The sequence below is a fragment of the Bacillus sp. WP8 genome, assembly GCF_000800825.1.
GTDB classification, from domain to species: domain Bacteria; phylum Bacillota; class Bacilli; order Bacillales; family Bacillaceae; genus Bacillus; species Bacillus safensis.
The window spans coordinates 2,468,105-2,481,107 of the sequence record NZ_CP010075.1; the positions used below are offsets into that span (position 1 = coordinate 2,468,105).

Here is a 13,003-nt window from a genome sequence, read left to right on the forward strand (position 1 = left end):
TTCGACACCGTTTATGCCATATCATCACTTCAAGCAATTTACCAGATTTGGCGCGTGCGGACAAATGATCTGCTTAAAAGAAGGTGACATCTTTGAAGAAGAAATCCATTTTGCTGCCGCTTACTTTACTGGCTGTAGCGCTATATGCCATTCTCTCAGGAGGTCAATTTGACATTTGGAAGGATCAAGAGAAATGGTATACACTTGTACTGCTTTTTGGACTCGCTTTTTTATATCAAGGAAAGAAGGAGCAAGAAAGCGCTCATGTGTTTATCGGTATGCTTATGACAGGCCTTTCGCTACACTTTATTCTTCAGCCTAAATTGGACCACTGGCCAGACACATTTACGATGATTGTATTCATCGTAGGACTTGCACTCTTTGTGAAATCATCTCAGAAAAAAGAATATCGTATTGAAGGTGTTGTGCTGATCGCACTCGGTCTGTTCCTTTATTTCTTTCAGCAAATTACAAAACAGCTAAGTTCCCTTTCGATTCCTACTTCTGGCTTTGAATTGTACTGGCCTTATGTACTGATTGCTGTCAGTCTCCTCTTATTATTTTTAAAAAGGAAATAACTTATACAATAAAAAAGCATCTGCTCATCGCAGATGCCTTCAGCGAGAAGACAAACCCTCGCATTCGGTGTCAGTCCTGCGTGCTGGTGCTCACGAATATCAAATTCGCTCCGCGCCAGTACTCGTCCTTTCTAGACTTCAAGGGTTTTCATCTCACGCTGAAAAGAAAACTAATGTAAAAAAGCATCTGCTCATCGCAGATGCTTTTTTTAGCCGTTTACTTTCGCAAGGATCGCATTCCAGGCTTCATCTTTTCCCTTTTTTGTTTCAGAAGAGAATAAGATGAGTTCATCTGATGGGTCAATGTCGAGCGTCTGTTTGACGACTTTCGCATGTTTTTCCCATTTGCCTTTTGGAATTTTATCCGCTTTTGTTGCGATGACGATCACGGGAACTCCGTAATATTTAAGGAATTCATACATGTTCACATCATCTACTGATGGCTTATGGCGCAGATCCACAATTTGGACAACTGCTTTTAATTCTTCACGCATTGTAATATACGTTTCGATCATTCTACCCCAGGCTTCGCGCTCTGTTTTTGATACTTTGGCAAAGCCGTAGCCCGGAACGTCCACAAAATGGAGCATATCATTAATAATGTAGAAATTGAGCGTCTGTGTCTTTCCTGGTTTAGAAGACGTACGCGCTAAATTTTTACGATTAATCAATGAGTTGATGAACGAGGACTTTCCAACATTTGATCGTCCAGCAAGCGCGATTTCAGGCAGTCCACCGCTCGGGTACTGCTCTGGTTTCACCGCACTAATGACGATATCTGATTTTGTTACTTTCATCTTCCCTCTCCTACCAACGCTTTCTCAAGCACCTCATCTAAATGTGAGACCGGAATAAAGGTTAGTCCTTCTCTCACACTTTCAGGAATATCATCAATATCCTTCTCATTGTCCTTTGGAAGAATAATGGTTTTCAATCCTGCACGATGTGCGCCTAATGCTTTTTCTTTTAGTCCGCCAATTGGAAGCACTCTTCCTCTTAACGTTATCTCTCCTGTCATACCAACCTCTTTTGATACAGGACGTCCTGTGAGTGCTGATACAAGAGCCGTCGCAATGGTGATACCAGCTGATGGCCCGTCCTTTGGAACCGCACCCTCTGGAACATGGATATGAATATCATGCTTTTCATTAAAATTAGGATCAATGTTCAGTTCATCTGCTTTGGAACGAATATAACTGAATGCCGCCTGTGCAGATTCTCTCATGACATCACCAAGCTTACCTGTTAACAAGAGCTTGCCTTTACCAGGCGAGAGTGATACCTCAATTGATAAGGTGTCTCCGCCAACTGTCGTATACGCAAGTCCTGTGACAACCCCCACTTGGTCTGTTGTTTCAGCCTGACCATAACGGTAAAGTCTTTTTCCAAGGAATTCAGATAAGTTCTTTTCCGTCACTGTGATGCGTTTTCGGTCTTCAGCCACAATCGCTCTTGCCGCTTTTCGGCAAATGGCCGCAAGCTGACGCTCTAACCCGCGGACTCCTGCTTCTCTTGTGTAATAGCGGATCATATCATAAATCGCTGCTTCACGAAGCTGCAAGTTCCCTTTCTTTAATCCGTGCTCCTTTAGCTGCTTCGGCAGAAGGTGATCTTTCACAATCTCTGCTTTTTCAACCTCTGTATACCCTGCAATCGTGATAATCTCCATTCTATCACGAAGTGGGCCCGGAATGGTTGCTAAATTGTTGGCAGTGGCAATAAATAACACTTGTGATAAATCAAATGTCTCTTCAATATAGTGATCGCTAAAGTTGTGATTTTGCTCTGGATCCAGCACTTCAAGCATCGCAGAAGACGGATCACCTCTAAAATCAGAGGACATCTTATCAATTTCATCTAAAAGAAACACCGGATTCATTGTGCCTGCCTTGCTCATCCCGCGAATGATGCGGCCTGGCATCGCGCCTACATACGTTCTTCTATGTCCACGAATCTCAGATTCATCACGCACACCGCCAAGAGAGATACGGATAAACTTTCGGTCAAGTGATTTAGCAATCGATTTGGCAAGTGACGTTTTCCCTACCCCAGGAGGTCCTGCTAAGCAAAGAATCGGTCCTTTTAATGAATTGGTCAGCTTCTGTACAGCAAGATATTCAAGCACACGTTCTTTGACCTTTTCCAGCCCATGATGCTCATCATCTAAAATCTCACTTGCCAGCTTTAAATCTAGACGATCTTCTGTATAGATGCCCCATGGAAGATTGATCAGCCAATCAATATAATTTCGAATGACAGAGCTCTCCGCAGAGCTTGAAGGAATTTTTTCATAACGGTTCAATTCTTTTAGTGCCGTTTCACGAACAGAATCCGGCATGCTGGACTCTTCGATTTTAGACATTAATGAACTGACTTCGCCCGTTTTTCCTTCTTTGTCACCTAGCTCCTTTTGAATGGCTTTCATTTGTTCACGCAAATAATATTCTTTTTGCGTTCGTTCCATTGAACGTTTGACGCGCTGACCAATTTTCTTTTCAATCTCCAGCACTTCTTTTTCATTGTGGATTAAGCTGATGACACGGTTCAGACGTTTTTTAACATCCACTGTTTCCAGTACTTCTTGTTTGTCCTTTAATTTAAGCGGCAGGTGAGAAGCGACGATATCTGCCATTCTCCCCGGTTCCTCAATATCCGTCACCGTTGCATATGTTTCAGCTGAGATTTTTTTTGAAATTTTTATGTACTGATCAAAGTGATCTAACAAAGTGCGCATGAGCGCTTCTGCTTCTGCGTCCTTTAAATCTTCTTCTGCCAATTCTTTAATATCGACGGACGTATAGTCCTCAAGCTCCACATATGATTCGATCTGCGCTCGATTTAAGCCTTCTACGAGTACACGAATCGTTCCATTCGGCAGCTTCAGCATTTGTTTGATTTTTGTGTAGGTGCCGACTTTGAAAATTTCCTCTTCACCTGGTTCATCTATTGAAATTTCCCGCTGTGTTGCTAGAAAAATCATATGATCGTTCATCATCGCCTGTTCTAATGCTTGAACAGACTTCTCGCGTCCAACGTCCAAATGCAAGACCATTGTTGGATAAACAAGCAAGCCTCGCAATGGGAGGAGCGGAACATTCTTTTTGATTTCATCTGCCATGTTGATTGACACCTCCGTCACTAGTATGAATCATTATAATATACCTGTTTCAGTCTTGTACAATGTAAAAGACTTGAGAAATGATGATCTTACCGTAGTATACCCTTTCTTTTTATCTTGAAAAAGAAAAAAAGATCTATTTCACTAAAAAATCCCCATATGTGATGGGGATTAAACAGATTTTCTTTTCATTTCCTCTTCTAGTCCATCTTTCTTCTCGTCTGGCGGGTTGACCAAACACTGATCCAGCACCTCTTGGAAGTGCTTCACAGGCACAATGGTGACGCCTTCAATCTCTTTTAAGATCGACTGCTGGTTGTCATAAGGAATAATCACGGTTGTGGCACCAGCTTGTTTCGCCGCCTTAATCTTCGGTATCACACCGCCGATCGGCTTGACCTGACCCTGCAATCCGATTTCACCTGTCATTGCTGTCAGATGATCAATCGGGATTTGATGAATAGCAGAGAAAATCGCCGCCGCCATGGCAATCCCAGCAGACGGTCCATCAATCGGGGCACCGCCTGGGAAATTAATATGGATGTCATATTCATTTGTCCGTATGCCTAAGTTTCTCAGCACTGTTAATACGTTTTCAACAGACCCTTTGGCCATACTTTTTCGTCTAATGGATTTAGACTGACTGCCAATGCTTTCTTCTTCAGCAATGCCTGTAATGTTGATACTGCCTTTTTCAAGCGCCTTACATATATTCACTTCAATCTCAAGCAAGGCACCGCTGTTTGGTCCGTAGACAGCCAGACCATTCACTACCCCGACTTTTGGCTTTTCCGGTACTTTTTGTTCATATTTTGGTGTCAGCTGACTTGAATGAATGACCCACTCGACATCTTCGATCGTGATGTCTTTTCGGTTTTCTGTGACGGCCATTCCAGCGGCGATCTGCACCATATTGACTGCTTCACGGCCATTTTTCACATAGGAGGTTAACAGGTTCAGCCCTTCATCACTTAATTCCTTTTGGATTTTTTGGACAGCCTTAGCAGCAACAATTTTTAGTTCATGCTGGTCAAGGTCCTTAAAGAAAATTTCCAAACACCTTGAGCGAATAGCCGGTGGAATTTCTTCAGGTGTTCTTGTCGTAGCACCAATCAACCGGAAATCAGCCGGAAGCCCATTTTGAAAAATATCGTGGATGTGATTCGGAATTTGGGTGTTTTCCTCACTGTAGTAGGCACTGTCTAAAAATACTTTCCGATCTTCAAGGACTTTCAGCATTTTGTTCATTTGGATCGGATGCAGTTCACCAATTTCATCAATAAACAGAACCCCGCCATGAGCATGCGTAACGGCTCCTTGTTTTGGCTGCGGAATGCCTGCCTGTCCCATGGCTCCCGCCCCTTGGTAAATCGGGTCATGCACGGAACCAATGAGTGGGTCTGCAATGCCCCGTTCATCGAATCTTGCGGTGGTGGCATCGAGCTCCACAAATACCGCATCTTTCTTAAACGGTGAATCAGCATGACGTTTCGCTTCTTCCATGACAAGACGGGCAGCGGCTGTTTTTCCAACTCCCGGTGGGCCGTAGACAATGACATGCTGAGGATTTGGTCCGCAAAGCGCTGCTTTTAGAGCACGAATGCCGTCTTCCTGCCCTACAATATCTTGAAATCCCTTTGGCCGGACTCTCTCTGATAAAGGCTCACTCAGCTTGATTGAGCGCATCTTTCTGAGTGCTTCCATTTCTTTCTTTGATTCTTTGTCTATCGTCACCTTTTGTGTGCGCTGATTTCGCAGTAAGTTCCAAAAGTACAGCCCGATGACGATACCAAAGAACAGCTGTATAAATAATACGATTCCTGTCCAGCTCAATCGGTGCTCCCTCCTTCATCTATCGTATGTATTGGTTTCTGTCTGCTAGTATTTCCTAGAGCTGGACGGAATAAACACGTCTTCCACGATAAATAAAAAACTCCTGAATCAAAATGATTCAGGAGTGAGACTTCTCTTTATGCAGATGTTTTTGTATCTTTGTTGACGACTGTGCCATCTTTTAACACAAGACGCGGCGGCTCACCATCAGCAACCGTTGCACCAGTGATGACACATTTTTCAATATCATCACGAGATGGAAGGTCAAACATCACATCAAGCATGATACCTTCAATGATCGAGCGAAGACCACGAGCACCTGTTTTACGCTCAATTGCTTTTTTCGCAATTTCGCTAAGAGCATCTTCTTCAAATTCAAGCTCTACATCGTCAAGCTCAAGCATTTTTGTATATTGCTTAACGAGCGCATTTTTAGGCTTCGTCAAGATTTCTACAAGTGCTTTTTCATCTAACGGCTCTAGGCTTGCAATAACCGGTAGACGACCGATGAATTCTGGAATTAAACCGAAGCGAAGCAAGTCTTCTGGCAGTACTTTTGATAGAAGGACTTCTTTTTCAAGATCTTCGACTTTATTTTCCGCACCGAATCCAATTACTTTTTGACCTAAGCGGCGTTTGATGATTTGCTCAATGCCGTCAAAGGCTCCACCACAAATAAAGAGGATATTTGTTGTATCGATTTGAATGAATTCTTGATGAGGATGCTTACGTCCACCTTGAGGCGGTACACTAGCAACTGTTCCTTCAAGAATTTTCAAAAGGGCTTGCTGGACACCTTCCCCAGATACATCACGAGTGATAGAAGGGTTTTCTGATTTTCTTGCTACTTTATCGATCTCATCGATGTAGATAATGCCTTTTTCCGCTTTTTCTACATCATAATCCGCTGCCTGGATCAGCTTTAGTAAAATATTCTCTACGTCTTCACCAACATAACCTGCTTCAGTTAATGATGTTGCATCTGCGATCGCAAATGGAACATTTAAAATACGAGCAAGTGTTTGAGCAAGTAATGTTTTACCGCTTCCTGTTGGTCCAATCATAGAAATATTACTTTTCGAAAGCTCAACATCATCAATCTTGCTGTTGGAATTGATCCGTTTGTAATGGTTATAAACCGCTACAGCTAAGGATTTTTTCGCATTGTCTTGTCCGATGACATATTCATCAAGAATCTCCCGAATTTCATGAGGCTTCGGAACATCCTTGAATTCAACTTCTTCCTCTGTGCCGAGCTCTTCTTCAACTATTTCCGTGCAAAGCTCGATACATTCATCACATATATATACGCCAGGTCCTGCGACCAGTTTACGCACTTGATCTTGCGTTTTTCCGCAAAACGAGCATTTTAATTGACCTTTTTCCTCGTTGAATTTAAACATTCTTTCACCCCTTATTCTTCTTCACTTGCCTGTAGCTAACAGTCAGCTACCTTTCTGGGTCCAGTATGTATGCATTTTACCATACTTTCCTAAAAGACGGTAACGATGTGTTTCTAACACTGCACATTGAGATATGTATGACAGAAAGATGCGACTTACACTATCGTTTCCAAAAGAAGCGATGATAAGTCAAAAATTGTACAAAACAAGGCACGAGTCACTCGCGCCCTGTTTTATTATTATGCACCATATTAACGGTTTTCTACAAGAAAATCAATTGCTTTACGAACTTTTAGATCTTCTTTCATTGCTTCAGTAGATCCGATCGCTTGTTTGATATTTTCAATTGGCATGTTGTATGCTTCAGCCATTTTTGAAAGTTCTTCTTCCACTTCTTCGTCAGACACTTGTAAGTTTTCTGCAGCAGCAATTGCTTCAAGTGTTAGGTTAGATTTTACGCGTTTAGCAGCATCTTCTTTCATTTGCTCTTTAAGCGCATCTTCATCTTGTCCAGAGAATTGGAAGTAAAGCTCAAGGTTCATTCCTTGCATTTGAAGACGTTGTTCGAATTCTTTCATCATGCGGTCTAGCTCTGTGTCAACCATCGCTTGTGGGATGTCGACTTCCGCATTTTCAGAAGCTTTCGCAACTAGCTCTTCACGAAGTTTTCCTTCTGCTTCGTTTTCTTTTGCTTCTTCAAGACGTTTCTTCGTTTTTTCAGTTAACTCAGCAAGTGTTTCTACTTCTTCATCAACATCTTTAGCGAACTCATCGTCAAGTGCTGGAAGTTCTTTTGCTTTGATTTCATGAATTTTCACTTTGAATACAGCTGGTTTACCTGCAAGGTCTTCAGCATGGTATTCTTCTGGGAATGTAACTTCTACGTCTTTTTCAGCGCCAGCTTCAAGACCAACTAATTGCTCTTCGAAACCAGGGATGAATGAACCAGAACCTACTTCAAGAGAGTAGTTCTCAGCTTTTCCGCCTTCGAATGCTTCTCCATCAACGAATCCTTCGAAATCAAGAACAACTGTATCGCCGTTTTCGATTGCGCCTTCTTCTTTGACAACAAGCTCAGCTTGACGGTTTTGCATGCCTTTAAGCTCTTCTTGTACATCTTCATCAGTAACAGCTGTGTCGTCTTTTTCTACGTTAAGACCTTTGTAGTCACCAAGTTTTACTTCAGGCTTCACAGTTACTTTTGCAGTGAAGATTAAGCTTTCGCCTTTTTCGATTTTCTCAACATCGATTTCAGGGCGGTCAACTGGTTCGATACCAGCTTCGTCGATTGCTTTTGGATATTCAACTGGAAGAAGAATATCTAATGCATCTTGATAAAGAGATTCTACACCAAAACGCTGCTCGAAAAGACCACGTGGTACTTTCCCTTTACGGAATCCAGGGATTGATACTTGCTTAACCACTTTCTTAAATGCATCATCAAGTGCTTTGTTAAATGTTTCAGCGTCAACTTCTACAGTTAGAACGCCTTCGTTACCTTCTTGTTTTTCCCATTTTACTGACATGTGTGTTTCCCTCCAAAAATCTATTCAGATTGTGCGTTGCTCCATTCTAAAGCATCATAAAGACTTCGTCCAATCAAAAACCACGCACTCCGCTAAGAAGCTTGCATTATGTATACAACATTTGACTTGATTATACATATCGTCTTTCAACCATTGGAATCTGACAACTGCACTATATATGCACAAATACAACCATTATATTATAACATAACAAGTCCGTCTTTCAACTAAATCGACAAATTACAAATAAGAAATTTCTTCAATATCTTTCAGCATTGTGCAAGCTTCTCTCAGCTCTCGTTCGTTAAATTCATACAATAGATGCAATTCTTCGAGTTCAATCTCGATCCCATGCATTTCATAGCCGACTTTATGAAGTGCCGCTGCCCAAAGACTCGGATCTGTGTACTTAGGAAGAAATGGATACAACACAAATAAGTGCCGGCGCCATAGCTCTTCCACGCCTTGGTAAAGGGTTGGGTTCTCATTGCCGAGCGTGTCATCGAGCATACGAAGGACTTGCTGAAGAAGCGGCATCTGCTCTGGCTTTACAGCCTCAGAAGGAATAAGTGTTAAAGAATCACCGAATTTTGTCACATGAACCGGCTTTGCCACATCATGATCTGCCAGAAGCTGCAGGATCATTGATTTGACCAAAGGGTTCCCATCAGGATTTTGTAAGATAGTATTTAATAGACCCATATGCGGTTTAATATTCCGGTCTTTCAATGAATGGATGAACTGAACCTGTTCTTCCGGCCGCTTCAGCATGTCATCTATGTTGACCTCACTTCCGGCGTCCTCATCTTCATCTAAAATCTCTTCAGGTGATTCAATCATTTTTCTGCTAAATTCGAGCAGCTTGTAAAAATGCTCCGCGCTTTCTGCTGGAAGGTGGTTTTCCTCGAGCACAGCCTCAATCGTCTGTTTGACTTCTTCATATTCTTTCAGCTGAATTAAGATCGTCATATACACTTGGAGCACAGTGAAATAGTGGCCATATCCTTCATGCAGCATTTTTTCACAAACACGCTTTGCATCCTGCAGCTCACCCAGCTCCAGAAAACAAATTGCCATTCCGAGGTGAATATCGGATTCTTCATCGTCATCATACGATTTAGCTTCTGAAAACAAGTGAAGCGCCTCTTGATACTGTTTATCTTTTAATGCTGCCATTCCTTTTTCAATCAGTCTTTCTTTCAGACCAGGAAACAAAATGACATTATCTTTCTTCTTGTCATGCTTCATGCTTACGTTCCTTTCGGGCGCATATTTTTTATCAGTTTACCAACGAAGATTAGTAAACACAAGTAACGAGAGGTTTTCATGCAAAAAAGAAGCCGTCACACCTCGGGCGGACAGCTTCTCGTTGCTTAGGCGCGCAGCCAGCTGCTGCGCTTTTCTTCAAATGCTTGAATGTCATCTTCTAGTAGTAATGTTAATGAAATCTCATCATAACCATTTAGGAGCATTTCTCTCCAGTGAGGGTCGACTTGAAAAGGGGTGATATTCCCTTCGTGATCTTCTATTTGCTGTTTTTCAAGATCAACCGTCATCTCATACCCTTTGTTCTCATATGACGCTGCGAAGGTTTTCCACACATCATAATCAAGGCGAATCGGAAGCATCCCATTTTTAAAGCAGTTTTGATGAAATATATCTGCGAATGATGGTGCGATGACAATTTTAAAGCCATAATCATCAAGCGCCCAAGGAGCATGTTCCCTAGATGATCCGCAGCCAAAGTTTTCTCCTGCGATCAAAATCGATGCTCCTTCATAGATCGGCTGATTCAGTTCGAAATCTGGATTTGGGCTGCCATCGGCTAAATAACGCCAGTCGAAAAAGGCAAAGCGGCCATATCCTGTTCGTTCGATTCTTTTTAAAAATTGCTTCGGAATAATTTGATCTGTATCTACATTGATACGGTTAAGCACAGCGGCTTTCCCTTTATGAGTGACTAAAGGCTCCATCTATGACAACTCCTTACACGACTGTTTTCTCTTGATTAAACTTCCTGACATCGACAAATCGGCCATGTATCGCAGCCATTGCAGCCATTGCCGGGCTGACAAGATGCGTTCTCGCACCCTTCCCTTGACGCCCTTCAAAGTTACGGTTTGATGTGGACGCGCAGCGTTCGCCCTCCGGTACCACATCGTTATTCATACTAAGGCACATACTGCAGCCTGATTCTCTCCATTCAAATCCTGCTTCAAGGAAGATTTCATGAAGACCTTCTTTTTCTGCTTGCAATTTGACACTTTGAGAGCCAGGCACCACAATCGCTCTGACATGATCTGCTACTTTTTGTCCTTCAATCATAGAAGCGGCTTGGCGTAAATCAGTCATTCTTGAGTTCGTACATGAGCCGATAAAGACATGCTCAATCGTAATATCTTCTATACGCTGATGCGGATGGACTCCCATGTATTCGTAAGCACGAATCGCTTCTTTTTGATCATCTTCTTGTGCAAAGTCCTCAGGTCCTGGAATTGATGCATCCACAGGCAGTACCATTCCTGGGTTAATTCCCCACGTAACCATTGGTGAAATCTTATTTCCATCTAACACAATGGTTTTATCGTAGGTTGCACCTGGATCTGTTCTAAGTTCTTCCCATTCTTTAATAGCTGCTTCGAAATCCTCGCCCTGCGGTGCATATTTGCGGCCGCGGCAATATTCGAAGGTGACTTCATCAGGTGCAATCAATCCTGCTCTCGCACCTGCTTCAATCGACATATTACAAACAGTCATCCGCTCATCCATCGTCATGTTTCTGAATACTTCCCCAGTGTATTCAATGACATAACCTGAACCGAACTTCACGCCGTGTGCACCAATGACGGCTAAAATGACATCTTTGGCGGTTACCCCTTTTTGAAGCTTTCCGTCTACTCTAATTTCTAGCGTTTTCGGACGCTGCTGCCAAAGTGTTTGTGTAGAAAGTACATGTTCAACCTCACTTGTACCGATCCCAAAGGCAAGTGCGCCAAACGCGCCGTGAGTTGATGTATGACTATCTCCACAAACGATTGTTTTCCCCGGAAGTGTCAATCCAAGCTCCGGTCCAACGACATGGACGATTCCCTGGTCAACACTGTGGAGATCAGCAAGACGAACGCCAAATTCCGCACAGTTGCGCTCTAAGGCACTCACTTGCTTTTTAGCAATCTCATCTTTAATCACAAATCGATTCACAGTTGGGATGTTGTGATCCATCGTCGCAAACGTGTTTTGAGGTCTTCTCACCTTACGCCCTTTTTGTCTTAATCCTTCAAATGCTTGAGGTGATGTCACTTCATGCACCAAGTGCAGATCAATATATAAAAGGTCTGGTTTCCCCTCGCCGCTTTTGACTATATGCTGATCCCATATTTTTTCGATGATTGTTCGAGGCATAACCCTTTTCCTCCCTCTATCTAATTCCACAAGATTCTATTTATACAATGGTTTGCACGCGCTGCTTGAGTGCGTCTACAACCGCATTAGTGATTTCTTCAGTCGTTTGATATGTTCCCTCTTTTGCTGCTAAATCTTTTGTTCGTTTGCCAGAGGCAAGAACAGCTTCCACAGCGTCTTCTATTGCAGCCGCTTCTTCTTCTAATGCAAAGGATGTTCTAAGCAAGCTTGCTGCTGATAAAATGGTTGCCAGAGGGTTTGCAACGTTTTGCCCCGCAATATCGGGTGCTGAACCATGAATTGGCTCATATAAATGAAGGCCTGTGCTTGATAAACTAGCAGATGGCAGCATGCCGAGTGATCCAGTAATCATCGAAGCTTCGTCACTTAAAATGTCACCGAACATATTCTCAGTCACAATGACATCAAATTGAGCGGGCTTGTAAATCAGCTGCATGGCGGCATTGTCAACGAGCATATGCTCAAATTCAACTTCTGGATATTGAGAAGCAACTTCCTCTACTGCTTCACGCCATAGTTTACTAGAAGCAAGAACATTCGCTTTATCCACAGACGTCACTTTTTTCTGTCTCGTTAAGGCCATATCGAACGCTTCTTTTAATACGCGGACAATTTCTTCCTTTGTATAAAGGAGCGTATCAACGGCAGCTTCTTTTCCTTCATCATCTGTATAGCGTTCGCTTGGTTCACCAAAATAGAGGCCGCCTGTTAATTCACGAACGATGACGAAATCGACTCCGTTAATGTGATCCTGTTTTAATGGAGATGCCTCGCTTAAGCTATCGAACACCTTTACAGGGCGGATGTTAGCAAATAAGTCCAGCTGTTTACGAATGGCGAGCAAGCCTTTTTCCGGACGAAGCTCTGGCGGGTTTTGATCCCACTTTGGTCCGCCGACTGCTCCTAATAAAATCGCATCAGCGCTTTTGCATACATCTACTGTTTCCTTTGGAAGCGGGTTGTTTTTTTCATCTATTGCGATACCGCCAATGAGCGCAGTTTCAAATTCGAATTCGTGCTGAAATTGAGCCGCTGTCTCTTGAAGGACAGCGACTGCAGATGTCACGACTTCCGGTCCGATTCCATCGCCGGGCAAAAGTGCAATTTTCTTTTTCATGAGAA

Annotated in this window: 10 protein-coding genes; 1 reads left to right on the forward strand and 9 read right to left on the reverse strand. The window is 42.8% G+C overall.

The genetic code is table 11. The features are described 5' to 3' along the window. Positions 1-92 precede the first annotated feature (92 nt). Entirely contained in the window at positions 93-578 is a 486-nt protein-coding gene (locus tag QR42_RS12440; RefSeq protein WP_039180418.1) for a hypothetical protein, read from the forward strand. 209 nt (positions 579-787) lie between these two features. Here the strand turns inward: QR42_RS12440 and yihA are convergent, their stop codons facing one another. The 9 genes from yihA to leuB all read right to left on the reverse strand — a co-directional run bounded on the left by yihA (position 788) and on the right by leuB (position 12,998). Next, positions 788-1,375: a ribosome biogenesis GTP-binding protein YihA/YsxC gene (gene yihA / locus QR42_RS12445; protein WP_024423177.1), complete on the reverse strand. Its 588-nt coding sequence runs from the start codon at positions 1,373-1,375 to the stop codon at positions 788-790. Further along, positions 1,372-3,696: an endopeptidase La gene (gene lon, locus QR42_RS12450; protein ID WP_039180421.1), complete on the reverse strand. Its 2,325-nt coding sequence runs from the start codon at positions 3,694-3,696 to the stop codon at positions 1,372-1,374. Before lon ends, yihA begins: the two co-directional genes overlap by 4 nt. Positions 3,697-3,867: 171 nt before the next feature. Next, positions 3,868-5,529 (reverse strand): ATP-dependent protease LonB, encoded by a 1,662-nt coding sequence (gene lonB, locus QR42_RS12455; protein WP_039180424.1) that lies wholly within the window; start codon positions 5,527-5,529, stop codon positions 3,868-3,870. A 137-nt stretch (positions 5,530-5,666) separates the two neighbouring features. Continuing rightward, entirely contained in the window at positions 5,667-6,932 is a 1,266-nt protein-coding gene (clpX, locus tag QR42_RS12460) for an ATP-dependent protease ATP-binding subunit ClpX (RefSeq protein WP_024423180.1), read from the reverse strand. Positions 6,933-7,183: 251 nt separating this feature from the next. Continuing rightward, positions 7,184-8,458 (reverse strand): trigger factor, encoded by a 1,275-nt coding sequence (gene tig / locus QR42_RS12465; RefSeq protein ID WP_034279803.1) that lies wholly within the window; start codon positions 8,456-8,458, stop codon positions 7,184-7,186. Between the two features lie 240 nt (positions 8,459-8,698). Further along, complete coding sequence (gene ddcA, locus QR42_RS12470) at positions 8,699-9,706, reverse strand: DNA damage checkpoint antagonist DdcA (protein WP_039180427.1); 1,008 nt, start codon at positions 9,704-9,706, stop codon at positions 8,699-8,701. A 125-nt stretch (positions 9,707-9,831) separates the two neighbouring features. Then, positions 9,832-10,431: a 3-isopropylmalate dehydratase small subunit gene (gene leuD, locus QR42_RS12475; protein WP_024423183.1), complete on the reverse strand. Its 600-nt coding sequence runs from the start codon at positions 10,429-10,431 to the stop codon at positions 9,832-9,834. A gap of 13 nt (positions 10,432-10,444) precedes the next feature. Continuing rightward, positions 10,445-11,860 carry a 3-isopropylmalate dehydratase large subunit gene (gene leuC / locus QR42_RS12480; RefSeq protein ID WP_039180431.1) on the reverse strand — a complete coding sequence of 472 codons (1,416 nt, stop codon included), beginning with the start codon at positions 11,858-11,860 and terminating at the stop codon, positions 10,445-10,447. 40 nt (positions 11,861-11,900) lie between these two features. Next, positions 11,901-12,998, reverse strand: a complete 1,098-nt coding sequence (leuB, locus tag QR42_RS12485) for a 3-isopropylmalate dehydrogenase (RefSeq protein WP_039180435.1) — start codon at positions 12,996-12,998, stop codon at positions 11,901-11,903. Positions 12,999-13,003: the final 5 nt, after the last annotated feature.

Coding starts and splice junctions, on each gene's coding strand:
- yihA (WP_024423177.1), bottom strand. CDS start 1,375: ATGAAAGTAACAAAATCAGATATCGTCATTAGTGCGGTGAAACCAGAG.
- lon (WP_039180421.1), bottom strand. CDS start 3,696: ATGGCAGATGAAATCAAAAAGAATGTTCCGCTCCTCCCATTGCGAGGC.
- clpX (WP_024423180.1), bottom strand. CDS start 6,932: ATGTTTAAATTCAACGAGGAAAAAGGTCAATTAAAATGCTCGTTTTGC.
- tig (WP_034279803.1), bottom strand. CDS start 8,458: ATGTCAGTAAAATGGGAAAAACAAGAAGGTAACGAAGGCGTTCTAACT.
- ddcA (WP_039180427.1), bottom strand. CDS start 9,706: ATGAAGCATGACAAGAAGAAAGATAATGTCATTTTGTTTCCTGGTCTG.
- leuD (WP_024423183.1), bottom strand. CDS start 10,431: ATGGAGCCTTTAGTCACTCATAAAGGGAAAGCCGCTGTGCTTAACCGT.
- leuC (WP_039180431.1), bottom strand. CDS start 11,860: ATGCCTCGAACAATCATCGAAAAAATATGGGATCAGCATATAGTCAAA.
- leuB (WP_039180435.1), bottom strand. CDS start 12,998: ATGAAAAAGAAAATTGCACTTTTGCCCGGCGATGGAATCGGACCGGAA.